23 protein-coding genes are annotated in these 21,847 nt (G+C 66.7%); 4 read left to right on the forward strand and 19 right to left on the reverse strand.

Annotated features, from left to right (window positions below; translation table 11 throughout):
* Nucleotides 1-25 precede the first annotated feature (25 nt).
* The 5 genes from ACFQB0_RS14510 to ACFQB0_RS14530 form a co-directional block, all read right to left on the reverse strand.
* Entirely contained in the window at nt 26-526 is a 501-nt protein-coding gene (locus ACFQB0_RS14510) for an 8-oxo-dGTP diphosphatase (protein WP_386733027.1), read from the reverse strand.
* A gap of 244 nt (nt 527-770) precedes the next feature.
* Complete coding sequence (locus ACFQB0_RS14515) at nt 771-1,691, reverse strand: CHAD domain-containing protein (protein WP_386733028.1); 921 nt, start codon at nt 1,689-1,691, stop codon at nt 771-773.
* A gap of 4 nt (nt 1,692-1,695) precedes the next feature.
* Complete coding sequence (locus tag ACFQB0_RS14520) at nt 1,696-2,724, reverse strand: 6-phosphofructokinase (protein ID WP_386733030.1); 1,029 nt, start codon at nt 2,722-2,724, stop codon at nt 1,696-1,698.
* Nucleotides 2,725-2,834: 110 nt separating this feature from the next.
* A complete protein-coding gene (locus ACFQB0_RS14525; RefSeq protein WP_386733032.1) occupies nt 2,835-4,961 on the reverse strand; it encodes a DEAD/DEAH box helicase in 2,127 nt (708 codons plus the stop codon).
* Between the two features lie 170 nt (nt 4,962-5,131).
* Nucleotides 5,132-5,860, reverse strand: a complete 729-nt coding sequence (locus tag ACFQB0_RS14530) for a ZIP family metal transporter (protein ID WP_386733034.1) — start codon at nt 5,858-5,860, stop codon at nt 5,132-5,134.
* 87 nt (nt 5,861-5,947) lie between these two features.
* Between ACFQB0_RS14530 and ACFQB0_RS14535 the strand changes: the two genes are divergently transcribed.
* Nucleotides 5,948-6,151, forward strand: coding sequence for a hypothetical protein (locus ACFQB0_RS14535; protein ID WP_386733036.1), 204 nt, complete (start codon nt 5,948-5,950; stop codon nt 6,149-6,151).
* A 266-nt stretch (nt 6,152-6,417) separates the two neighbouring features.
* Nucleotides 6,418-7,740: an HNH endonuclease signature motif containing protein gene (locus tag ACFQB0_RS14540; protein ID WP_386733038.1), complete on the forward strand. Its 1,323-nt coding sequence runs from the start codon at nt 6,418-6,420 to the stop codon at nt 7,738-7,740.
* Between the two features lie 37 nt (nt 7,741-7,777).
* Here the strand turns inward: ACFQB0_RS14540 and ACFQB0_RS14545 are convergent, their stop codons facing one another.
* The 3 genes from ACFQB0_RS14545 to ACFQB0_RS14555 are packed head-to-tail and all read right to left on the reverse strand — an operon-like array spanning nt 7,778 to nt 10,296.
* Nucleotides 7,778-8,146 (reverse strand): DUF6804 family protein, encoded by a 369-nt coding sequence (locus tag ACFQB0_RS14545; RefSeq protein WP_386733040.1) that lies wholly within the window; start codon nt 8,144-8,146, stop codon nt 7,778-7,780.
* Nucleotides 8,146-10,023 carry a DUF2207 family protein gene (locus tag ACFQB0_RS14550; RefSeq protein ID WP_386733042.1) on the reverse strand — a complete coding sequence of 626 codons (1,878 nt, stop codon included), beginning with the start codon at nt 10,021-10,023 and terminating at the stop codon, nt 8,146-8,148. Before ACFQB0_RS14550 ends, ACFQB0_RS14545 begins: the two co-directional genes overlap by 1 nt.
* A 33-nt stretch (nt 10,024-10,056) precedes the next feature.
* Nucleotides 10,057-10,296, reverse strand: coding sequence for a hypothetical protein (locus ACFQB0_RS14555; RefSeq protein WP_386733044.1), 240 nt, complete (start codon nt 10,294-10,296; stop codon nt 10,057-10,059).
* 84 nt (nt 10,297-10,380) lie between these two features.
* Here ACFQB0_RS14555 and ACFQB0_RS14560 point away from each other — a divergent pair, with 84 nt between their 5' ends.
* The gene (locus ACFQB0_RS14560) at nt 10,381-10,659 is read left to right on the forward strand and encodes a metal-sensitive transcriptional regulator (protein WP_386733046.1); all 279 of its coding nucleotides are present in this window, start codon (nt 10,381-10,383) and stop codon (nt 10,657-10,659) included.
* Nucleotides 10,660-10,679: 20 nt separating this feature from the next.
* Here ACFQB0_RS14560 and ACFQB0_RS14565 read toward each other — a convergent pair whose 3' ends face one another.
* From ACFQB0_RS14565 to ACFQB0_RS14585, 5 genes are all read right to left on the reverse strand, one after another.
* Nucleotides 10,680-11,249: a GDSL-type esterase/lipase family protein gene (locus tag ACFQB0_RS14565; RefSeq protein ID WP_386733048.1), complete on the reverse strand. Its 570-nt coding sequence runs from the start codon at nt 11,247-11,249 to the stop codon at nt 10,680-10,682.
* 227 nt (nt 11,250-11,476) lie between these two features.
* Entirely contained in the window at nt 11,477-12,337 is an 861-nt protein-coding gene (locus tag ACFQB0_RS14570) for an aldehyde dehydrogenase family protein (protein WP_386733050.1), read from the reverse strand.
* Complete coding sequence (locus ACFQB0_RS14575; RefSeq protein ID WP_386733052.1) at nt 12,334-13,869, reverse strand: aldehyde dehydrogenase family protein; 1,536 nt, start codon at nt 13,867-13,869, stop codon at nt 12,334-12,336. Before ACFQB0_RS14575 ends, ACFQB0_RS14570 begins: the two co-directional genes overlap by 4 nt.
* A gap of 9 nt (nt 13,870-13,878) precedes the next feature.
* A complete protein-coding gene (gene deoC, locus ACFQB0_RS14580; protein ID WP_386733054.1) occupies nt 13,879-14,883 on the reverse strand; it encodes a deoxyribose-phosphate aldolase in 1,005 nt (334 codons plus the stop codon).
* A 54-nt stretch (nt 14,884-14,937) separates the two neighbouring features.
* Nucleotides 14,938-15,888 (reverse strand): sugar-binding transcriptional regulator, encoded by a 951-nt coding sequence (locus ACFQB0_RS14585; protein WP_386733055.1) that lies wholly within the window; start codon nt 15,886-15,888, stop codon nt 14,938-14,940.
* A 119-nt stretch (nt 15,889-16,007) separates the two neighbouring features.
* Here ACFQB0_RS14585 and ACFQB0_RS14590 point away from each other — a divergent pair, with 119 nt between their 5' ends.
* Nucleotides 16,008-16,958: an ROK family protein gene (locus ACFQB0_RS14590; RefSeq protein WP_386733057.1), complete on the forward strand. Its 951-nt coding sequence runs from the start codon at nt 16,008-16,010 to the stop codon at nt 16,956-16,958.
* A 91-nt stretch (nt 16,959-17,049) separates the two neighbouring features.
* Here the strand turns inward: ACFQB0_RS14590 and ACFQB0_RS14595 are convergent, their stop codons facing one another.
* From ACFQB0_RS14595 to ACFQB0_RS14620, 6 genes are all read right to left on the reverse strand, one after another.
* Complete coding sequence (locus ACFQB0_RS14595) at nt 17,050-18,270, reverse strand: MFS transporter (RefSeq protein ID WP_386733058.1); 1,221 nt, start codon at nt 18,268-18,270, stop codon at nt 17,050-17,052.
* Between the two features lie 58 nt (nt 18,271-18,328).
* Nucleotides 18,329-19,264: a bifunctional riboflavin kinase/FAD synthetase gene (locus ACFQB0_RS14600; protein WP_386733060.1), complete on the reverse strand. Its 936-nt coding sequence runs from the start codon at nt 19,262-19,264 to the stop codon at nt 18,329-18,331.
* The gene (locus ACFQB0_RS14605; protein ID WP_386733062.1) at nt 19,261-19,734 is read right to left on the reverse strand and encodes a hypothetical protein; all 474 of its coding nucleotides are present in this window, start codon (nt 19,732-19,734) and stop codon (nt 19,261-19,263) included. The genes ACFQB0_RS14600 and ACFQB0_RS14605 overlap by 4 nt, the downstream gene beginning before the upstream one ends.
* A 25-nt stretch (nt 19,735-19,759) precedes the next feature.
* On the reverse strand, nt 19,760-20,128 hold the full coding sequence (locus ACFQB0_RS14610) for a hypothetical protein (RefSeq protein WP_386733063.1): 369 nt from the start codon (nt 20,126-20,128) through the stop codon (nt 19,760-19,762).
* Nucleotides 20,125-21,087, reverse strand: coding sequence for a tRNA pseudouridine(55) synthase TruB (gene truB / locus ACFQB0_RS14615; RefSeq protein ID WP_386733065.1), 963 nt, complete (start codon nt 21,085-21,087; stop codon nt 20,125-20,127). Before truB ends, ACFQB0_RS14610 begins: the two co-directional genes overlap by 4 nt.
* A 65-nt stretch (nt 21,088-21,152) precedes the next feature.
* Nucleotides 21,153-21,734 carry a TetR/AcrR family transcriptional regulator gene (locus ACFQB0_RS14620; RefSeq protein ID WP_386733301.1) on the reverse strand — a complete coding sequence of 194 codons (582 nt, stop codon included), beginning with the start codon at nt 21,732-21,734 and terminating at the stop codon, nt 21,153-21,155.
* Nucleotides 21,735-21,847 lie beyond the last annotated feature (113 nt).

Genomic DNA, 21,847 nt, shown 5'->3' on the forward strand with positions numbered 1-21,847 from the left:
ATGATTACACCCGAGAGCCCGCAGGTCAACCTGAGACGGACGGCCGCGATCCGGCCGCGAACGGGTCGACGACACGCGCGAGATCCGCACCGAAAGTGAAGGTGCGACGGATGCTTCCGCCGGCGAGCACCTCCGGCAGCCAAAACCGGGCGTCATCCCACATTTCCGAAAGCGGGAGCGCGTCGAGGTCGAACCATTCCGGGTCGAGTTCGTCGGACTCGACAGGTTCTCCTCTCCACGTCTCACCGACGAACACGCTCGACTCCTGGCTCCAGGACTCCCGGTGCGGGAAAAGATAGGTGAGCAAGCCTCGCGGTTCGAGATCCTCGGCCATGACGACGACTCCGGATTCCTCCTCGACCTCGCGCACAGCCGCCTCGATCGCGGTCTCCCCCGGTTCGAGTTTGCCACCGAGACCGACGTAGTAGCCCGCTCCGAAACCGACCTTCTTCCGTCCGAGCAGCACCTGATGCGTTCCTGCCGAAAACTCGCGCAGGAGGTAGCACACGCACACCTGAGGCAACATGCTTCGAGACTACCCCGTGCCGGGTTTTGTTCGTGTCTGACGCGGTGGTTGCCGCCCCAACATAGACGGCGTCCATTCCAGCTAGACACTGATCGAGATCGGGTAAAATCGCCACGACCATTGACGCGATACCCGCAAGAAGAAGCGCGCCCGTGACATCTTCACGCAGACAACGCATCGTTTGTTCTGGCCTGCACCGAACCGGGTCTCGCCATGAGCACCGAGGTTCGCAGCATGCTCGAGACTAGCCCTCGGCCAGCAAGGCGGCGATCGCGGCGCGCGCCCGATCGAGAGCCGCCTCGCCGAGAGTTCTTTCCACTCGAAGGAGGTCGTTCTGAGCGCCGCGGCCATCACCGGCCGCCTCGCCCGACCGCTCGCCCGACCCTGCGGAGCTCGCGACGACGAGCTCCTGCACGAGCGCGCTATCACGGAAGGCGCCCAGTTCGTGCTGCACCCGTTCCGCGGCGGCGGCGAGCGACGCCGCCCACACGCCGATTCCAGGGGCGTCGACCGCGGCGGCCTCTGCGTCGTAGCGCAGCCTGCGCGCCGCCTTGCGCACCGAGTGCAGCTTTCTCTCCGCGAGCAGCGGGTCTGTGTTCCCGGCCTCGCGACGCGCGCGCCTGCGCACTCGTTCGAGGTCGGAACGGAGCCGCTCCGCAGCGGCGTATTCGCGAGCGTCCGCGGTTCCTACCGGGGATTCGGCCGCCCCGACGGCGTCGAGAGCCGCCATCGTCCGCCGGTATCTTTTCGATCCGAGCGCCTTGACGACGGCGGCATGGGTCACGCCTCGATTCCGGCGCTCGACGGCGATCAAACGCCGGGCGACTCGGCGTGCGGCCGGATCGTCCGCGCCGTCGGCGTGATCCTGCAACCGCAGCTGAATCACCTCGCTGTCCCGGTTGTAGCCGAGCGTCGCCCCAAGCCATCGCAAGCCCTTCGCCGCAACATGGACCGGGGTCTCGGGCCCAGCGTCCAGGGCCGCCAGCGCACTGCGCAGCCGCCGCGAAACGGAGCGCATGCGGTGCACGGCATCCGCACGGTCTTTGCGCGCGGCGCCTTCGAGTCCCCTCAGCTCCTTCGCCAGATCGCTGATGAGTTCGCGCGCAGGCCATTCGACATCAGGCGCAGGCGTTCCAGGCGTCTGGGATCCTGCCGCGACGACCATATGCTCAGCCGAAGAGTATCCGCGCCTCGTCGTAGCGGGCCTGCGGCACACGGTTCAGACCGCCCGTCGCCTCTGCGATGCTCACGACCTCGATCTCGGTACCGCGCAGCGACACCATCGAGCCCCACTCCTCGGCATAGACGGCGTCGACGGCCGCCATGCCCAGACGGGTGGCTAGCACCCGGTCGTAGGCCGATGGCGCTCCGCCCCGCTGGATGTGACCGAGCACGGTGTCGCGGGATTCGATGCCGGTGCGGGCTTCGATCATCGGGGTGAGGCGCTCCGCGATGCCGCCGAGGCGAGGCCTGTTGAAGGCGTCGAGGCCCTTGTGGGAGTAGGCCCCTTCCATGTCGTCGAGGTGAAAGCCCTCGGCGACGACGATCACCGGGGCTCGGCCTCGATCCCGGACGCTCTCGACCCATTCGCAGATCTGCTCGATCGACTGCGGCTGCTCGGGGATGAGGATGGCGTGCGCGCCGCCCGCCATGCCCGAGTGCAGGGCGATCCATCCGACGTGCCGCCCCATGACCTCGACCACGATGCACCGACCGTGCGACTCGGCGGTGGTGCGCAGCCGGTCGATCGCCTCAGTGGCGATCTCGACGGCCGTGTCGAACCCGAAGGAGTAGTCGGTCGCGGTGAGGTCGTTGTCGATCGTCTTCGGCACGCCGACGATCTTGAGTCCGGCATCCGTGAGTCGTCTCGCAGCGGTGAGGGTTCCCTCTCCGCCGATCGCGATGATGGCGTCGATGCCGTTCGCGTCGAGCATGCGCTGGATGTTCTCCGGGCCGCCGTTCTCACCCTCGAAGGGGTTCGTCCGGCTAGAGCCGAGGATGGTTCCGCCCTGGCGGGAGAGCCCCCGCACGTCGTGACGCGTGATCGGCATGAAGTCGCCTTCGACGACCCCGCGCCACCCCCAGCGAAAGCCGACGAACTCGGCGTCGTGGGCGATGACGCCCTTCAGCACGGCCCCTCGGATGACGGCGTTGAGTCCAGGACAGTCCCCTCCGCTCGTCAGGATTCCGATCTTCATGCGCGCGACAGCTCCTCAATCTCTCAACTGCGACCGGCGCGCGGCGAAGCCTCTCATCGCAACACGCCTGATGGCCGCGTCCTCGGGGCGTTTCGGTCGGTGCGGGAAGTCTACAGCGAACCGTCCAGTGCCTGGCGCAGCAGATGCTGGAGGGCATCGAGCTGCACGGAGTCGGCCGTCGTGATCTCATCGTCGGAGCCGTCGAGCGCGCGGGCCGCCAAGCCCTGCTTGCTGTCGATGAGCTCGGCGATCTTAGCGTCGATGGTGTGGGCCGCGATGATGCGCCACGCCGTGACGGGCTCGTCCTGCCCGATGCGGTGCACCCTGTCAATGGCCTGCGTCTGCTCGGCTGCGGTCCAGCTGAGCTCGGCGAGAACCACGTTCGACGACGCCTGCAGATTGACGCCGACGCCGGCCGCGGTGAGAGAGCAGACCGCGATGGCGACATCCGGATCGTTGTTGAAGGCATCGATCGCCGCCTGCCGGGTGAGCGCCGTCTGGTCGCCGCGCAATGAGACCGTTCGGAGCTCGCGCTTGGCGAATGTGTCCTCTGCGGCGTCCATGACGTCGATGTGCTTGGCGAAGAACACGACCTTGCCGACGGAACGGGCGAGCTGGGCGGCGTAGTCCGCGGCGAGCGCCGCCTTGGCCTGGCCGATCTTGCGAACCATCGTGAAGACGTTCTCGCCGGACTTCGATGCCTTCGACTCCTCGAGTTCGGCATGGGCGACGGCACGGATGAATGCGTCGCGCTGGTCGTCGTCGAGCGTTGCGGGGGTGAGATTGCGCGCGCCGACGAAGGCGGTGAAACGGTCGCGCAGCCGATAGCCGAGCTCGCGTTCCGCCTGTCGGATCGATCGGCCGAGGTCGTCGTCGAGTTCGACCGGGAGGTCGGCGATGCGCTTGGCCGGCAGATCGGTCGCGACGTCCACCTTGCGGCGGCGGACGATGCCCATGTCGATCACGGATGCGCGCGCCTCGGCGTAGAAACCGAAGTCGGCCGGGGTCAGCCCGGTGTCCTCGAGCTTCTGCATGAGCGCGGGAGCGGGCTTGTCGCCGCTGATCCAGCCGAGGAACTGCCAGATCGCCCGAAAGTCGTCGACGTCGTTGATGAGCGGCGTTCCGGTGAGCGCCATGAGCAGCGGGTTGCCGCCTGGAGTCCTCTGGCGGATGCGTTCGGCGAGGGCGAGCACATGCTTCGACCGCTGAGATTGCAGGTTCTTGATGAAGTGCGCCTCATCGACGACCATGCCGCCGAAGCCGAGGGTGCCAAGCCAGGCGAGGTGCCTGTCCAGCACGTCGTAGTTGACGACGACGACGTCGGCGAAGGCGTCGAGCGTGTCGCCGTCTCCGTGGATGACGGTCGCCCGTCGATGCGGCGTCCACCGCTCGACCTCACGCGCCCAGTTCATCTTGACGACGTTGGGAACGACGGCCAGGAGCGGGTAGGCGTCGGCGACAGACGCCGCGAGCACGCTCTGCGCCGTCTTGCCGAGTCCGGGCTCATCTGCGAGCAGGAAGGTGCGGTGTCCCTGTCGCACGCTCTCGACGAAACGCGCCTGGTGCTTCATCAGCTCCAGGCCATTCGGCGAAAGCCGGTCGATCTTGGGAGCCTCGGGCAGGTCCATCGTGGCGGCCTGCCCCCCCGAGCCGTACTCGAACGACTTGAAGAGGGGGCTGAGCAGTTCCCAGTTGGCGAGGCGTCGTACCGGTACGACGGCGGGAGCCGGGCGACTGAGATCGGGGGCGAGGAAGGGGTTGGCGAGCTGCCTGGCCTTGACCGACTGCGGAATCACCTGATTCTCGGGCAACTCGGGCTTGGTCTCCGCCTCGCGCGTGATGACGAGTTCGTCGGGGCTGAGTTCCGCTCCTGATTCGAGGAGCCAGTCCCGTCTGAACCGTTGTGCGACCGTCGACACCGAGGCGTCTGGTTCGAGCAGGGTGATGAGGCTCGTGTCGCGAGCAGCCGTCTTGGCGAGGATCTGGGCGATGCCGTCGAGGCGTTTGAGCAGCTCGACCCGACTCGCGTCGGCGATCTCTGGATCGGTCTTGACTCGCGCCCTTTCCTCGCGCATAAGCAGCGCGATCACCTGGAACTTCGTGCGGTTGGTCGGGCCGACCTTGCCGCCCTGGGCTTTCGCCTCGACCTCGCGAACCTTGCGCGCGAGGATCGGGATGATCGGAGCCTCGTCGTCGCGCGAACGGGTGCGTTGCCGTGACTGTCGCTGCTGAGGCATTGTCCTCCAAGTCTCGGATGCCTGCTGCTTCCGCATCCGCGTTGCACGGTGGCCGCGGCGGATGCGAACGGTACGCCGAACCCGGACTCAAGCAACGTGCACAGGCACGGTCGAGACATGACGGGGTTCCCCCGGCGTGCTACCAGTGTACGCCTAAGCGGCGCATGATGTCAGCCGAGCTGATGAACGGCGAAGCTCACCAGGAATCCGAGCGTCGCGAGCAACCCGGTGAAGGCATGTGCTCTGCGGAACGCGTCGGGGATCATCGTGTCGCAGATCATGGCGAGAATGGCACCGGCCGCAATGGCCGTGATGAACGCCGTCGTGCCGGTGGAGACATCCTGAAGGATGACGAATCCGAGCAACGCGGAGATCGCACAGGCGACCGCGATGCCGCTCCAGAGCAGGAAGACATAACGCGCGGGTCGATCGGATCGTTTGAGTTCCGCCGTGCTCGCGAGACCTTCCGGCAGGTTGGAGATCATGATGGCCGCGAGGATCGGCACGCTCACACTCTGCCCGCCGACCATGCTGAGGCCGAGCACGGCAGATTCGGGAACGCCGTCGAGCAGGGCACCGGCGGCGATGCCGGTACCCGTTCCCGGGTCGTCGTTGCCCCGCCGCTTGCGGGCGTCGACCGTGTCGAGCCCGATGTTGGCCGCTACGTAGGCGATCGCTCCGAACGCGAAACCGCCGACCGTCGGCCAGAAGCCACCGGCCTGTTCCGCCTCGAGCACGAGATCGAAGGCGAGCGCCGAGATGAGCACCCCAGCCCCGAAGGCCATGATGGATGCGACGACCCTCTCGGGCACGGCGATCCGCCAAGCGATGACAGCACCGATCAACAGCGCGGAGCCTGCGAGAAGGCCGGCCAGTCCCGCCGCCATCCAATCGCTCATGCCGCCAGCCTAGGCCGTGCCCACATGAACACGCGGGAATGGAGACCGGCTCTAGTCACGGGCACGCGAGAGGCATACGCTGGCGGCATGAACCATCACATTCCGGACGATGGGGATCCGGTCGAGGAATCCGACGACTTCACGGTCTCGCAGGAGACCGGGTTCGATGAACCCCGGCACCCCGTCGATGACGACGACCGCGATCTGGACGACATGCTCGACGACGAGGTCGCGGGCATCGACGAGGAACGCCACGTCGACCTCGACGCGGATGCCGGGAACGACGAGTAGCGCCCTCCCTCTACCTCTCGGGTGACCGTCACCCCACGACAGGCGATCGCAGCACGGCCCGGCTCCCGCGCGACCCCGCTGCTCGTCCGCACCCACCCCACGGCCTACAAGCCAGCCCACGGCCCGCGGCGCACGGCGCACGGCGCACGGCGCACGGCCAAGGACTCGTCCTGCACAAGAAATAAACATTGTAGTTCTCCACAAAACAATCCCTCACCGGGGGAAACACCTCGCTGAATGTCGGCGGTCGGGTGTTGGCTAGAGCTATGAAACCCGCTGGCTCCATTCTCGACGACGCGCTCATAGACGCGCATCCGGTGGTGTCTGCATCGTCCGCCGACAGGCTCTCGCAGTTGCTGGAACGAGTCGCAGAAGACGACCGGGCGTTGGCGATGCACGCGGCGAGTCGGTCACGATCGATCGAGCAGGCCCGAGTATGGGCATCCGGCTCCGACGACATCGTCCCACCGGGTGCTCGATTGTCGGACAGAGACCGGCAGGAGTGGGTGCGGCGATCGTTCGTGGCCGAGATCGCGTGTCTGCTGCGGATGCCAGAGCGGTCCGCGGAGCGATTGATCGACGAGTCCGAGATGCTCGTCAACGAGCTGCCTGCCACGCTGAACGCGCTGGCGCTGGCGCAGATCAGCTATCGACATGCACAGATCGTCCTCGATCAAGCCCGTACCCTCCCCGATACGATACGAGCCGCGTTCGAAGTGGCGGTGCTCGGCGCTGCCCCGAACCTCACCGTTTCGGCGTTTCGAAAGAAGACGATCCGGATGCGGGAGCGAATGCATCCAGACTCGATCGCCGAGCGATGCCGGCGAGCGGTCACCGAACGCCGGTTCGCGATCGAACCCGACTGTGATGGCATGGCATGGTTGCACCACTACCTCCCCGTCACTCAGGCGACCGGGATCTTCGAGAGGGTCACCGGCCTGGCTCGCAGCTTGCAGGGCCCGGGAGAGACCCGCACGCTCGAACATCTGCGGGCCGACGTCGCCGGGGAGCTCCTTCTCGACGGATGCCAGAACCCCCATGCTTCGCGAGGTGGCGATGACGGCAACGGTAACAGTGCGAGAAAGCACGGCATCCGGCCGACCGTCATCGTCACGGTCCCGGTCATGACCCTGTTAGGCCGCTCGGAGGAACTGGGCGAACTCGCCGGATACGGTCCCATCGACCCCGACACCGCCCGGGAGCTCGCGGCGCACGCACCGAGCTTCATCCGACTCCTCACCCACCCGGAGACCGGTGTCGTGCTCTCTGTCGGCCGCGACAGGTACACGGTTCCCCCAGACCTGAGAACGTGGTTGCAGATCCGCGATGAGACCTGCCGCTTTCCCGGCTGCCAGCGAGCCGTCCGTCACTGCGACATCGATCACACCTCCGCTTGGAGGCACGAGGGGCCGACCGCCGCCGACAACCTCGCCCATCTCTGCCGCGCGCACCACCGGCTGAAGCACCAGACGACCTGGCGGCTCAGCCAGGACCGACACGGGACCCTCGAATGGACGACACCCAGCGGCCGCAGCTACAAGACGAGACCGGCGGTAGAGCTGCACGGTTCGGCTCCCCCGCCGTTCTGAACACGGCGGCGCGCGATCCGATGCGCCACGTCCTGGCTCAGTCCTTCGCGGGAACCTTCGTGAGCACTCCCACGATCACGAAGACGAGCGCGGCGACGAACTGGAACGACACCCAGCCCTGTCCGTGCCAGGGGATGACGACGATCGGGTTCCAGAGAACGGCGATCGGAACGAGCCCGGCGAGCCACCACCACGCCCTGGCCTGCACGACGAAGACGCACATGATGAGCGCGAGAATACTGATCGCGAAGCGGATGGCGACGAACCACTCGGAGTCGAGCAAGGCGAGTCCGACCAGCAGGGCGATGGCACCGAGGAGTCCTGGAGCCAGTGCCGGCCGGGTGAAGATCGGAGGGGATGGCCGCCGGCCGGACCGGTCGCGGTTCTGCGGCACGCGCGCGGCCATCAGACGCCACCTCCCCCGCCGCCGCCACCACCGCCGGAGGAGCCGCCTCCCGACGAGCCTCCGCTCGACGAACTGGACGAGCTCGACGACCAGGACGAACTTGAACTCGACGAGAACGACCCGATCCCCGATGAGAAGACAGCGGCATTGAACGGCCCGGATCCCGCGTACCAATCCGGTGCCGTGCCCTCACGCTCGTAGTAGTCGCTGAGCACGGCCGCCCAGTCCTTCTCCTGACCGAACAACACGGCGAACGGCAGCATGCGCTCGTACAGCTTGAGCACCTGTGGTCCGGGCGATCCTCCCGCCGCCGCATCAGCCGGAACGACCTCGTCGGGATCCGGTCGCAGCGAAGAGCGGAGCGCGCCCTCCGGACTCTGCAGCACCCGAAGGCGTTCCTGCTCGGCGAGTCCGATATAGAGCTTCATTCCCGCGAGATAGTCGCGCAACTCCGCACCCTTCTCGGTGAGCGGGCGGATGCGCGAGGCCAGACCGAACGTCAGCACGGCGAACAGGACGGCGGCGATGAATGCGAGCACCGGCCACCCGCTGCCAACCTCGTTGTCGAGCGCGATGATCCCGAAGAGAAGGCTGGCGCCGGCCGCGATCGCTCCGACGACGACCAGGAGCCCCCGCAACCCGCCACCGCGCTTGACCCGGTAGCCGTTGCCGAGCATTCCCTCGCTCGCAGCCGAGCCGACGGAACGCAGTCTGCCCGAGAGGATCGTGTCCGGCTTACTGAGATCACGAGTGCCACTCAGCGAGAAGAGCGCACCGAAGATCTCGCTTTCGGTAGGATCGAGCCCTTCAGAGGTCACGGCCTCAAGCGCGTAGGCATGCTTCTTCCGCTCGACGACCCGCACCTTGTGCCGAACGGCGAAGCTGAGAAACTGCGCGGGCATCGCCTTCGCCTTGCGGCCGCAGGCGTCAGCGGCCTCGAGCAGGTTCACGCCCTTCGGCGGAAGGTACTCGGGGATGACCATGCCGCGTCCCGGATGGTCACGCCACACGGTCATTCGAGCAATCCAGGCACCGATGGCGGTGAGGAAAGCCGCGATGGCCGCGCCGAGACCAGCGATCGACCATCCGGATGAGAAGAACGAGTCGTCACGCGGCACGAAGGTACCGGGGCGGAACCCGATCGCGACAGTGAGGTTCTCGAACGGCGCGAGATCGGTCGCCCTAGCGGTGACGAGCCAGGCGTCGCCATCTGCGGCGGAGGCCATGGCTGTGCAGGAAGTCGTGTTGCCGAGAACACCCTCATAGCAGGCCGTATCCCCGTTGAGCTTCGGTACGAGCGCGGGATCGATCCGGAGCGACGCGGTCACCTCGCCGAACGGCTGTGCCCAACCGGTGCCGTTGACATCCCAGTAGAACTCCTCGTTCTCCGAGTCGTTGGCGAAGAGGATGACGTCCCGTTGCGTGTAGGTGATGACATAGCTCTGCACACCGTGCACGTAGTCGGCGTCGGCGATGGTGACAAGCAAGAAATCGCCGTCTTCGCTCGTCTCGGTCTCGAAGCCGCGTGGCGAGCCGTTCTCATCGGTCACGCCCATGACCTCGACATCGGTCAGATGACCCCGGTAGTGGCGCGGGATGGCGCGGCGGATGCCGTGATTCTGGTCGACATCAGGAAACCGCGCGACCAGTGCCTCGGTGGTGCGCAGCGTTGAGCGTCCATCGCCGTCGATGCCGAGCTCGAAGTCGGCATGCATCGAGTCGAAGCTGAAGTCGTCGGTGCTGCTCCGGACCGCGACGACCGCGGAGCCGTTGGCGGCGCGATCGGCTGCATCCGCGGGAGCCGCCGCAGCCGCAGCGGCAGGAACGGTTATCACGAAAGCAGCGGCGAGCAGCAGGCTGATGGCGAATCGTCGCATGTACTCCAGGCTACGTGGTGCGCGAACCGCGTCCTAAACGAAGCGGCGCAGCCGCAGGCTGTTCAGTACGACGAGAACGCTCGAGAACGTCATGGCGGCCCCCGCGATCATCGGATTGCGCAGACCGAACGCCGCCAGCGGTAGCACGAGATTGTTCGGCGAACGCCTAGAACAGCTTGCCCTCGGTCGTTCCGAGAGTGCGACGCAGCTGGCAAAGGTCATGCCCTCGATCGAGAGATCGACGATCTGCGCGTCATGGTCTGCTCCTGTCATGGCCGTCGCCGATGAAGTGTCGTCGCCGACCTCCACGACCGAATACCCTCTTGGGGTATTACAACCAGACGGTAGTCTAGAAAAGTGATTGACGATATCAAGAAGCGCGCTCTCCACCGCACCCGCATCATCGAAGGTCAGCTACGCGGACTCGAGAAGATGATCGACAACGAGGACTACTGCGTCGACACGCTGACTCTCTCGCTCGCCATTCAGAAGTCGCTCGGATCGCTCAACAAGCTACTGGTCGAGAACCACCTGCGAACGCACGTGACGGCCATGTTCGAGGCCGGGGGCGAGGAGCGCGAGACCGCGATCGGGGAACTCCTGCGTTTGTTCGAACTCAGCAACAACCGCAGCTGAGGAGGGTCGTCGTGCGCGATTCACGACTGGGAAGCGAAAGGCAGCTCAATCGGACGACTGGACGGTGGAGTGCTGCAGAGCACTTCGAGCGCGGGACGCAATTCAGCGAGCCAGGCCTCATAGCCCGATTCGACAAGGTGGAGTCCATCGTCTGTCAGTTCAGGACGGAGCCGTCCGTCCTCGTGCGCGAGGGCAGGCCACAGATCGAGGAATTGTGCGTGAATCGTCGGGGCGAACTGCCGCAGGTGACGGTTGATGTCGCGAATCGCAGGGGCGAACTCGGCTTCACGCGGCAACACGGAGTGGACGAGGATCCGCGCGTTGGGCAACGCTTTACGCAGCAGGACCAGGATCGTCTCGATGTTGCGCACGACGTGTTCGACCGATTTGTGCCAGGCCAGGTCGTTCGTGCCGACGAGCAGAGCGATGACATCCGGCTGAACCTCGACGACACGGTCGAGACGGTCGATCACATCGGCCGTGGTATCGCCTCCGACACCGTGATTGTGCGCTTCAAACTCGGGGAACCAGTCCTGCCAACGACCGGATGCGGTGAGGCTGTCCCCGACGAACGCAATCGAAATGGACATCTAAGACCTCCTCCCCTCCATCATCTCCTTCCCCACCCGCATTAGCTAGTGGAGTTGCCTGAGGATTCCGTGTGGAGCGCTCAGTCCGGGACCGGGTCACGGATGGGCCGTCGCGGACGCTGCGGACAAGTGACAATCGGCCCAAGGCTGACGATGTACGCAATGTCGAGGAGGCGCTCCATCACATCGCCGAGCCGTGGGAGCCGCACCGGTTCACGACGGGAGCCCTAGATCAGGCCTTTGGTGTGCCAGACGGTCTTCGTCTCGGTGAACGCCGTGATGCGTCCGAGCGCGGGCGCTGCGGCATCCCCGCCATTCTCCGGGGTGAGCACGCGCTTGAGGGTCTCGGCGGCATCGATCTGCAGTGAGACCCAGTCGAGATCGCCGGCACCCACGAGATCGAGCGCGTTGACGTCGGCGTGGGTCGCGAGCCACGGCGCGATCTCCGCAGGCGATCCGGTGAGGATGTTGACGACGCCCCCGGGAACGTCGCTCGTCGCGAGCACCTCACTCAGGCTGACCGCGGAGAGCGGCAGTTTCTCGCTCGCTACGACGACGACCGTGTTGCCGGTGACGAGCGCTGGAGCGACGGCCGAGACGAGGCCGAGAAGCGATGTGTCCTGGGGGGCGATGATCGCGACGACGCCGGTCGGCTCCGGCACCGAGAGATTGAAGTAGGGCCCGGCGACGGGATTGCCGTTGCCTGCGAGCTGCACGTATTTGTCCGCCCACCCGGCATACCAGACCCAACGGTCGATCGCCTCGTCGACCTGGGCGGAAGCCGTGGTGGCACCAACGCCTTCAGCGTCGACGATCTCGGCCACGAACTGCTCCCTGCGGCCCTCGAGCAACTCGGCGATCCGATAGAGCACCTGTCCGCGGTTGTAGGCGGTGGCGCCCGCCCAGCCGCTGAGGGCCGAACGTGCTGCCACGACGGCGTCACGGGCATCCTTGCGGCTCGCCTTCGCGGCATTTGCGAGGAAGTCGCCCTTCGCCGAGCGCACCTCGTAGCTTCGTCCGGACTCGCTGCGCGGGAACTTCCCGCCGATGTAGAGCTTGTACGTCTTGGGTATGGCGAGACGGGTCACTGTGCGGCCTTCTTTCCAGCTGCGAGCTTCTTGGGGGCGGTGGACTTCTTCGAGGCCGCCTTCGGAGCGGCTGCAATGGCGCTGCGACCGGCCGACTGGGCAGGTTTGAGATAGGCGACCAGACCGTGACGGCCGCCCTCACGACCGTAACCGGACTCCTTGTAGCCGCCGAAAGGGCTCGACGGGTCGAAGCGGTTGAAGGTGTTCGCCCAGATGACGCCCGCCCTCAGCTTGTCGGCGACGGCGAGGATACGGCTGCCTTTATCGGTCCAGATGCCCGCCGAGAGACCGTAGGGAGTGTTGTTCGCCTTCGCGATCGCCTCGGCCGGAGTGCGGAAGGTGAGGACCGAGAGCACAGGTCCGAAGACCTCCTCCCTGGCGATGCGGTGGCTCGTCGACACGTTCGTGAAGATCGTCGGCGCGAACCAGAATCCGTTCTCGGGGATCGCGCAGTCTGCGGTCCAGCGCTCCGCCCCTTCTTGCTCACCGACATCGCTCAGTTCGCGGATACGCTCGAGCTGTTCGCGGCTGTTGATGGCCCCGATGTCGGTGTTCTTGTCGAGTGGATCGCCGAGGCGCAGCGTCGAAAGACGCTGCTTCAGACGTTCTACGACGTCATCGTGGATGTTCTCCTGCACAAGCAGGCGGCTGCCCGCGCAGCAGACGTGGCCCTGGTTGAAGAAGATCCCGTTGACGATGCCTTCGATGGCCTGGTCGATCGGCGCGTCGTCGAAGACGATGTTCGCCGCCTTGCCGCCGAGCTCGAGGGTGAGCCTCTTGCCGGTCCCCGCGGTCGACACGGCGATGGCGCGGCCGACAGCGGTCGAACCGGTGAACGCCACTTTGTCGACATCGCCATGATTGACGAGGGCCGCGCCCGTGTCTCCTGCACCGGTGACGATGTTCACGACCCCGGGCGGCAGCTCGGCCTGTTGCAGGATCTCGGCGAAGATGAGCGCGCTCAGCGGCGTCGTCTCGGCCGGTTTGATCACGACGGTGTTGCCTGCGGCGAGCGCCGGCGCGATCTTCCATGCGAGCATGAGAAGCGGGAAGTTCCATGGGATCACCTGGGCGGCGACGCCCAGCGACCCCGGGTTGGCGCCGAGGCCCGCGTAGTCGAGCTTGTCGGCCCATCCGGCGTAGTAGAAGAACCACGCAGCCACGAGAGGTACGTCGACATCGCGGCTCTCTTTGATGGGCTTGCCGTTGTCGAGGCTCTCTGCGACGGCGAGCTCGCGAGCTCGCTCCTGCACGAGGCGCGCGATACGAAAGAGGTATTTGCCGCGTTCGGCGCCTGACATCCGCGACCAGCTACGGTCGTAGGCGCGACGCGCGGCGGCGACGGCGGTATCGACATCGGCCGCGTTCGCGTTCGCGATGGTGGCGATGTGCTTCTCGGTTGCGGGAGAGATGGTCTGGAACGGCGTTCCATGTCCGGCGACGAACTCGCCGTCGATGAAGAGTCCGTAGTCGCTGCGCAGGTTCAGGATGGCCTGTGACTCCGGTGCCGGGGCGTATTCGAGGAAACTCATGTGTCGTCCTTAGTCGATCGTGACGTAGTCGGGACCGGAGTAGTGTCCGGTGGTCAGCTTCTGGCGCTGCAGGAGCACGTCGTTGAGCAGGCTCGACGCGCCGAAACGGAACAGATGCGGCTGCAGCCACCCCTCGCCGACGGTCTCCGCGACCGTCACGAGGTACTTGATCGCGTCCTTCGAGGAGCGGATGCCCCCGGCCGGCTTGACGCCGACCTTCTCGCCCGTGAGACGATGCCAGTCGCGCACGACCTCGAGCATGAGCAGGGTGACGGGCAGGGTCGCCGCCGGGGCGACCTTGCCGGTCGAGGTCTTGATGAAGTCACCGCCGGCGAGGATCGCCAGCCAGGATGCTCTGCGCACGTTGTCGTAGGTGTTGAGCTCACCGGTCTCGAGGATCACCTTGAGGTGGGTGTAGCTGCCATCGGAACGCCGGCACGCCTCCTTGACGGCGACGATCTCGTCGTAGACCTGACCGTAGCGGCCGGCGAGGAACGCGCCTCGGTCGATGACCATGTCGATCTCGTCTGCGCCGGCGCGCACTGCATCCGCCGTGTCCTCCAGCTTGATTGCGAGCGACGCGCGCCCGCTCGGGAAGGCGGTGGCGACGGCCGCGACGGCGATGCCGCCCTGGTCGGGGTCGCCGTGGGCAGAGCCGAGCGCCTGAATGGCGTACGGCACCATGTCGCCGTAGACGCAGACCGCGGCGACGCGCGGGCAACTGGAGTCAGCAGGGTCCGGGTTCATCGCCTTGGCAACGAGCGAGCGCACTTTGCCAGGGGTGTCAGCGCCCTCGAGGGTCGTCAGGTCGATGAGCTTGATGACGGTGTCGAGGGCGAGCGCCTTCGAGGTGGTCTTGATCGAGCGGGTGCCGAGGCTTGCGGCACGCTGCTCGAGACCGACGGCGTCGACCCCGGGGATACCGTGGAGATAGCGGCGCAGATTCGCATCGGTGGCCTCACCTCCGATGAGCGCGAGCGCGCGTTCCGCCGGGACGATCTGAGTGCCTGTCACGAGTTGTCCTCACAGTTCTGGGCATGGTGTCGAATGGGAATCATGGGATCGCGGTCATGCCTTCTCGTCGAGGAGGGCGGTCGCCGTCTCCTCGTCGGTGACGAGCACGGTGCAAAGGCCACTGCCGACCACCGCGTTCGCGACCGCGTGTTTGCTCGTGCCTGAGATGACGGCGATGGTGAGCTTCGCGGCCCTGAGATCATCGAGTCGCAGCCCGACGGTGCGTTCATCGAGCGACGGATCGACGATGTTCCCGTTGCTGTCGATGTAGCGGCCGATGACGTCACCGACGGCCCCCTTTCGGACGAGTTCGTTCACATTCTCCGCCGTGATGTAGCCGCTGTCGACGTGCACCGAGTTCTGGTCGGCGGCACCAGCGCTGAAAAGGTAGGCGTTCGCACCGGCGGCCATCTCGAGCACCGTCGCAACGGCACGGTCGGATTCGATGGCCCGCTTGGTCTCGAGTCGTTCCAGGATCGCGGGGCTCGGCAGCAGCGTCGCCTGGCCCGAGGCCTTCTGCGCAATCGTGACAGCGGTCGTCGCTGCCGTGCCCGCCCGCTTACTGAGGCTCACGCCTCCGTTGATCTGCACAACGTTCACTCCGGGCGCCCAGCCCTGCTTGAGGTGGGTCGAGACGTCGTGAAGCGTGCGTCCCCAGCTGATGCCGAGAATACGGGGGATGGGGCGCAGGGAGGTAAGGTAGTCGGCAGCCGCCTGGGCTGTACGCGATTGCAACTCCTCATCGTTCTGCACACCGGCAGACGACACGACGATCGCGTCCGTGAGACCACGGGCTTCGCGAAGGCGTCGCTCGATCGGCAGCCGCCTGGCGCGGGGGTGCACGATCTCGATGCGGATGAAGCCGCTGGCCTTCGCCTGAGCGAGCAGCCTGCCCACTTTCCAGCGGGTCAGTCGCAGGATGGAACCGATCTCATCCTGGGTCTTGTTCTCTTCGTAATAGAGTTCGGCTGCGCGAATGGAGAGCAGTTCGTCTGACTCGATCATCTGGCTCCTCTCGTGTTCGTCCAGAGTAGGCGCGAACAGCGCATCCGATCAACACTCGTGGCCCTACTTGCTCATATGAGCAAGAACGCTGTCGCTCCGGCGCACTCTATGCTCGGATCATGCAGAGTTCCCTCGCCGTCGCCGTCGACCTCGGCGGCACCAAGGTCGACGCAGCGCTCGTCGACGACACCGGGCGTGTACTCCCGGGCTCACGCCATCGGGCGCCCACCGGGAACGGGGCGACGAGCGAGCAGCTGGCGACGAGCGTCCGTGATGCGATCACGCGAACTCTCACATCCTCGGCGCGGACGGACATCGCGCGCGTGACCGGCGTCGGCATCGGCGCCGCCGGCCCCATGGACATCGCGGGCGGGCTCGTCTCACCGCTCAACCTGCCGGTCTGGCGAGGCTTCCCCTTGCAGGCCTTGGTGGCCGACACCGTGCATGTCACGGTGCCCGACGTCCCTGTCACGATGCGGATGGACGGACTGTGCATCACGCTCGCCGAGCACTGGGTTGGCGCCGCACGCGGCTACGACAACGTGATGGGGATGATCGTCTCGACCGGGGTCGGAGGCGGACTCATCCTCGCCGGCCGCACGGTTCCCGGACCGACTGGCAACGCCGGACACATCGGACACATCGAGGCAGGCGGCTTCGACGATCCGTGCGCATGCGGCGGCATCGGCTGCGTCGAGGCCGTCGCCTCAGGACCGCGCACGGTGGCGTGGGCCAATGCGCAGGGCTGGCAGGGCTCAACGGGAGAGGAACTCGCCGCAGCGTTCGCGGTCGGTGAGGAGATCGCCGTCCGCGCCGTCCGCCGCAGCGGACGCGCCCTCGGCCAGGCGATCGCCTCGGCCGCGAGTCTCGTCGACCTCGACGTCGTAGCGATCGGCGGGGGCTTCTCGCATGTGAGCCAGACACTCTTCGACGAGGCACGCGCAGCCGTCGCAGAGCGTCACCAATTCGACTATGTCACCCGGCTGAAGATCGTGCCGTCGGCGCTCTCGGGTGACGGGCCGCTCGTCGGAGCGGCGGCGCTCGTCCACCGCTCCGAGATGGTGCGTTGACCGAGCGATCGCCTACGACGGCGGACGATGTCACCCTTTGCGTGCGGGCGAGACCGCTCTCGAGCGTGGCCCGGTCGAGGCGTGGCACGTGTCACCCCTTCGCGCTCGAGGCGTCCTCGAGCATCCGCGGCCGAGCAACGATGGCACCGGCCAGCGCGGCCGTGAGAGCCGTCGCGACGAGGAATCCGAGTGGAACACCCCATCCGCCGGTCGCATCGTGCAGCAGTCCGAACACGAGCGGACCGAGCGCGCCGAGCGTGTAGCCCACGCCCTGCACGAAACCGCTGAGTGCGACCGCCCCGGCGTGCGTGCGCGTGCGCAGGTTGATGAGCACGAGGCTGAGCGGAAACACGAGCGGGCCGCAGCCGGCCAGCACGACCCACAACCAGGGAAGTGCAGCCGGCGCGATGAGCAGGCCGAGGTATCCTGCGACGAAGCAGGCGACCCCGAGATACACAAGGATTCCGACGTGCTTCATGCGCACGGCGAGCACCGGGACGAGCAGCCCGGCCGGGAAACCCATCGCCGCGTACAGCGCAAGCAGCGCCCCGGCCTGCGCCGGGGTCTGTTCGGCGGAGTCCGTCAGAAGCATAGGAAGCCATGCGAACATCGCATAGGCATTGATCGATGACACCGCGAAGACGATCGCGAGCGACCAGCCGATCGAGGAGTGCCACACCTTTCCGATGAGCGCGGGCTCTGCCTCCTCGGGCAGTTCGGACTTCTCCCCCGTGCGGTGGCAGATGGCGAGCGCCACCCACGGGGCGAGTGCGACCAAGCCGACGATCGCCCACATCGCGAGGGAGACGCGCCAGCCTGCTGCCTCGGCGACAGGGACGGCGACGAGAGGCGGCACGAAGGCGCTGATCGAGAGCATGGTCGCATAGAGGGTTGTCATGAGCCCGACACGATCCGGGAAGTACTTCTTGACGAGGGGTGGCAGCAGCACGTTGACGACTCCGAGGCCCGCGAAGGTCACGGCGCTGCCGATGAGCAGCCACGGGAGCCCGCCGGCCGCACCCCGCAGCACGTGCCCGACGAGGATAGCACCGAGCGCCACGATGAGCACGGCCTCGAGGCCGAACCGCCGGGTGAAGACGGGCGAGAAGATGCCGAAGACGGCGAAGCACACCGGAGGAAGCATGCCGAGCACGCCGAGTGCCGCCGCCGACAGCGGGATGTCCGCCCCGATCTCGGGAACGATGGGCGAGAGTGCCGCAACCGCCGTTCGCAGGTTGGCGGCGACGAACAGGATGCCGAGGAGGGCGAGCGTCCGCCCCGCCCAGAGTGGTCGAGCGGAAGGGACGGTCACCGCACAAGTCTATTCGCCGGCCTCAGGCCCAAAGCGACACGATCGAGACCGCCGGACGTCACGCCTCGGCGAGGATGCCACGCACGCGCTCGACGTCGTCCCGGATCTGCTCGACGAGCGGCTCGATGCCTGAGAAGGCGGCCATCCCGCGGATCCGCTCGGCGAACTCCACCGCGACGAGGTGATCGTAGAGATCCAGATCTTCGTCGAGCACATAGGCCTCGACCTGCTTCTGCGGCACGTCTTCGAACGTGGGGTTGTTGCCGACGGAGACCGCGGCCGGGTAGCGTACCCCCCCGTCGACGAGCCAGCCCGCATAGACGCCGTCGGCCGGAATAAGCCCCTCGGACTGCGGTGAGAGGTTCGCGGTCGGATAGCCGAGCTGGCGCCCGCGTGCCGCTCCGTGCACGACGACTCCTCGCACTGCCGGGACATGGCCGAGCAGGTTCGCGGCCGCTACGACATCGCCCGCATCCAGCAGCTCGCGGATCCAGGTCGACGAAACGCGCCGAGCGTCGTCCGGGCGCACGTCGTCGATCACGTGCACGACGAAACCATGTCGTTCGCCGAGCGTGCGCAACGTCTCGACGGTACCTGCACCACGAGCGCCGAACCGGAAATCGGCGCCGACGAGAACGTGGCGTGCATGCAGGGACCTGACGAGGATGCCCTCGACGAAGTCGACGGGAGGTAGCGACGAGAGCGCCTCGTCGAAGGCCAGCACAAGGGTCGCGTCGACGCCGGTCTCCGCCAGCAGATCGAGTTTCTGCTGCGTGCTCACGAGCGCGGTCGGGCAGTCTTCGGGCGAGAGCAGTGCGAGCGGATGCCGGTCGAAAGTGACGATGACGGATGTCAGCCCGTCACGTCCGGCGATCCCGATCAGCTCGCGGATGACCGCGCGGTGACCGGCGTGGACGCCGTCGAACTTTCCGATGCTGACGGCGGACTCCCCCCAACCGTCGGGGACCTCCCCGACACCGTAGAACGCCCTCACGCGCGCACCGCACCCGGTCCGGCCGCGGTGTTCGCCGTCGCCGGAACATTCGGCCGGTGCTTCGCCAGCCACCACATGCCGAGCGCCGGCAGCAGCAGAGGCACGAACAGGTATCCGCGCCCGAACACCGACCAGACGGTGTCATGCGGGAAGAGCTCTGGGTTGACCAGGCTGAGCGTTCCGACGACGAGCACGCCGACCGCCTCGAAGCCGATCGTCAGCCAGGCGACGCGGTACCACACCCTCGCACGCGCGACGAGGGCGACGGTCGCCACGATGTAGACGACAGCAGCGAGTGCGGAGAGCGAGTATGCGAGGGGCGCTTCGTCGAACCTCGTCGCGGTCTGCACGAAGGAGCGGCCGGTGGCCGCGAGGGCGAGGATGCCGTAGACGACGATGAGGACGCGGCCTACCCCGCTCACGCGGGGTCGCGCATCCGTGTCGGTTCGCGTGTTCTCGAGCTCAGTCATCAAGGGTCAATTATCGCAGCAGACGCTAGACCGTCTGCACCGTCCAGATCTGCAGCATGCGATAGAGCATGACGGCGACGGCGAGCGCCGCGACACCGAGGATGACCGTGCTCCAACGGCTGCGTTCGAGCAGCGCCCAGAAGCCCGCCGCGACAGGCAGCAGGATCGCAGAGACGAGGTAGGTGTAGAACTCGAGCACGCTGCCGGTCGCCGTGTTGCCGACAGCCGGGGCGACGACCGCGACGAGCAGCTGCGCGACGAGCAGGATCTCGACCAGGGCGACGGCACCCATGCTGAGATCGTTGGGGGCCCGCCCGGCAAGCCCGAGGGTCATGCAGAGAAGGCCAGCCGAGAGGGCCACCCCGATCTGGACATAGGCGAACCAGTCGATCACAGGGTGCCATCCTCCTCGGGCGTCCGCCCAGATGCCGGTCGGACGGGACGCGCGTTCGCAGGTTCGGCAGCCGCCGCGTCCGACGGAAAGTTGACGACGGACTTTCCGCTGCCACCGCGGAGCTCGATCAGACCGATCAGTCGGCCGTCGAGCGCGATCGCGGCGCGCAAGCCGACGTCCGGAGTCTCGGCGACCTCGATCCTCTTGCCGTGCCCGAGGTCGACCGCCTGTTGCGCATCGAGGTCGTAACGGCCGAAGAGCCTCTCCCCGACCCCGGCGGGGGCCAGAAGAGCCGCCTCGATGTCGAGGCCGTCGAGCGAGTGGGTCTCCGAGATCGAGAACGGTCCGATACGCGTGCGGCACAGGCTCGTGAGGTGGCCGCCGACGCCGAGCGTCGCGCCGAGGTCCCGGGCGAGCGCCCGGATGTACGTGCCGGATGAGCATTCGACGCGCACCTCGAGGTCGAGGTAGCCGTCCACAGCCGTCGACGAGAGGAGCTCGAAAGCCGAGACCGTCACCGGGCGGGCGGCGAGCCGCACCTGCTCGCCGGCCCGAACGCGCGCATAGGCGCGCCTGCCGTCGACCTTGATCGCGCTCACCGTGCTCGGGACCTGTTCGATGTCTCCGGTTAACCTGGCGATCCCATTCAGGATGGCTGCTTCGGCAACGGCGCCGACGGCCACGGCAGGGGCCGGTTCGAGCAGTTCGCCTTCTGCATCGTCCGTCGTCGATGCGACCCCGAGCCGGATGGTCGCTCGGTATTCCTTGTCGAGTCCGACGATGTAGGTGAGCAAGCGCGTCGAGCTGTCGACGCCCAGGACGAGCAGCCCGGTCGCCATCGGATCAAGCGTGCCGGCGTGACCGACCTTGCGGGTCCCCGCGAGACGGCGGGTGCGCGCGACGACATCGTGACTGGTCCAGCCCTGCGGCTTGTCGAGAAGCAGAATGCCGCTGGTCACGGGTTCAGGCTATCACCGGCCGAGAGGACGACCATCGCGCCGACGCGGGATGGACCGCCTTGCGATCACGGTGAACCCGACACTCCGAGAACGAGATCGAGCTTGGTGCTGAAGGTGCACTCCATGAGTTCTCTGGCCGCCTCGTCATCGTCGAAGACGTCGGGCAGGCGGAGCGCGAGCAGCGTGTTGAACAGCATTCCCGCGGCGAGAAACTCTCGCACCTCGTCCGGGGAGAATCCGGCCTCGTCGCGCAGGATGTGATACGTCGCGAGGAAGCCGGCGCGTGCGCGGGGTCCAATGGCCGGGTCGTGTCCCGTGATGAAGGCCTGCATGAGCGCGAGTAGTATCCCACGGTCCTCGATGAGGTCGACATAGGCGAACCCCAGGCGCCGGGCGAGACCCGCCTGCCCGTCATCCGCCGACGTCTCTGCGATCACGCCCCGGAAGCGCGCGGCGAGCTTGTTCTGTGCCCGCTCGATCACCTCGAGGAAGAGCTTCTCCTTGGTGCCGAAGAGGCGCACGACGTAGGGCTGGCTGATTCCGGCCGCCTGCGCGACCTGGTCCGTCGTCGCTCCGGCATAGCCGCGCTCTCCGAACACCTTGCTCGCCTCTGCGAGAATCTGCTCCCGGCGCTGGGCGGCGGGGATCCGCTCACCGGCGCCAGGCTTCTCGTCAGGCTTCTCGTCAGGCTTCTCGTCAGGCTTCTCGTCAGGCTTCTCGTCAGGCTTCTCGTCAGGCTTCTCGTCAGGCTTCTCGTCAG

The sequence above is a fragment of the Luethyella okanaganae genome (genome assembly GCF_042660285.1).
GTDB lineage: Bacteria > Actinomycetota > Actinomycetes > Actinomycetales > Microbacteriaceae > Luethyella > Luethyella okanaganae.

Excerpts from the sequence above, each read along its gene's own strand:
- ACFQB0_RS14540 (WP_386733038.1), top strand. The coding sequence starts at position 6,418 with ATGAAACCCGCTGGCTCCATTCTCGACGACGCGCTCATAGACGCGCAT.
- ACFQB0_RS14565 (WP_386733048.1), bottom strand. The coding sequence starts at position 11,249 with ATGTCCATTTCGATTGCGTTCGTCGGGGACAGCCTCACCGCATCCGGT.
- ACFQB0_RS14550 (WP_386733042.1), bottom strand. The coding sequence starts at position 10,023 with ATGCGACGATTCGCCATCAGCCTGCTGCTCGCCGCTGCTTTCGTGATA.
- ACFQB0_RS14535 (WP_386733036.1), top strand. The coding sequence starts at position 5,948 with ATGAACCATCACATTCCGGACGATGGGGATCCGGTCGAGGAATCCGAC.
- ACFQB0_RS14510 (WP_386733027.1), bottom strand. The coding sequence starts at position 526 with ATGTTGCCTCAGGTGTGCGTGTGCTACCTCCTGCGCGAGTTTTCGGCA.
- ACFQB0_RS14520 (WP_386733030.1), bottom strand. The coding sequence starts at position 2,724 with ATGAAGATCGGAATCCTGACGAGCGGAGGGGACTGTCCTGGACTCAAC.
- ACFQB0_RS14590 (WP_386733057.1), top strand. The coding sequence starts at position 16,008 with ATGCAGAGTTCCCTCGCCGTCGCCGTCGACCTCGGCGGCACCAAGGTC.
- ACFQB0_RS14530 (WP_386733034.1), bottom strand. The coding sequence starts at position 5,860 with ATGAGCGATTGGATGGCGGCGGGACTGGCCGGCCTTCTCGCAGGCTCC.
- ACFQB0_RS14515 (WP_386733028.1), bottom strand. The coding sequence starts at position 1,691 with ATGGTCGTCGCGGCAGGATCCCAGACGCCTGGAACGCCTGCGCCTGAT.
- ACFQB0_RS14555 (WP_386733044.1), bottom strand. The coding sequence starts at position 10,296 with ATGACAGGAGCAGACCATGACGCGCAGATCGTCGATCTCTCGATCGAG.
- ACFQB0_RS14525 (WP_386733032.1), bottom strand. The coding sequence starts at position 4,961 with ATGCCTCAGCAGCGACAGTCACGGCAACGCACCCGTTCGCGCGACGAC.
- ACFQB0_RS14585 (WP_386733055.1), bottom strand. The coding sequence starts at position 15,888 with ATGATCGAGTCAGACGAACTGCTCTCCATTCGCGCAGCCGAACTCTAT.
- ACFQB0_RS14605 (WP_386733062.1), bottom strand. The coding sequence starts at position 19,734 with ATGACTGAGCTCGAGAACACGCGAACCGACACGGATGCGCGACCCCGC.
- ACFQB0_RS14575 (WP_386733052.1), bottom strand. The coding sequence starts at position 13,869 with ATGAGTTTCCTCGAATACGCCCCGGCACCGGAGTCACAGGCCATCCTG.
- ACFQB0_RS14545 (WP_386733040.1), bottom strand. The coding sequence starts at position 8,146 with ATGGCCGCGCGCGTGCCGCAGAACCGCGACCGGTCCGGCCGGCGGCCA.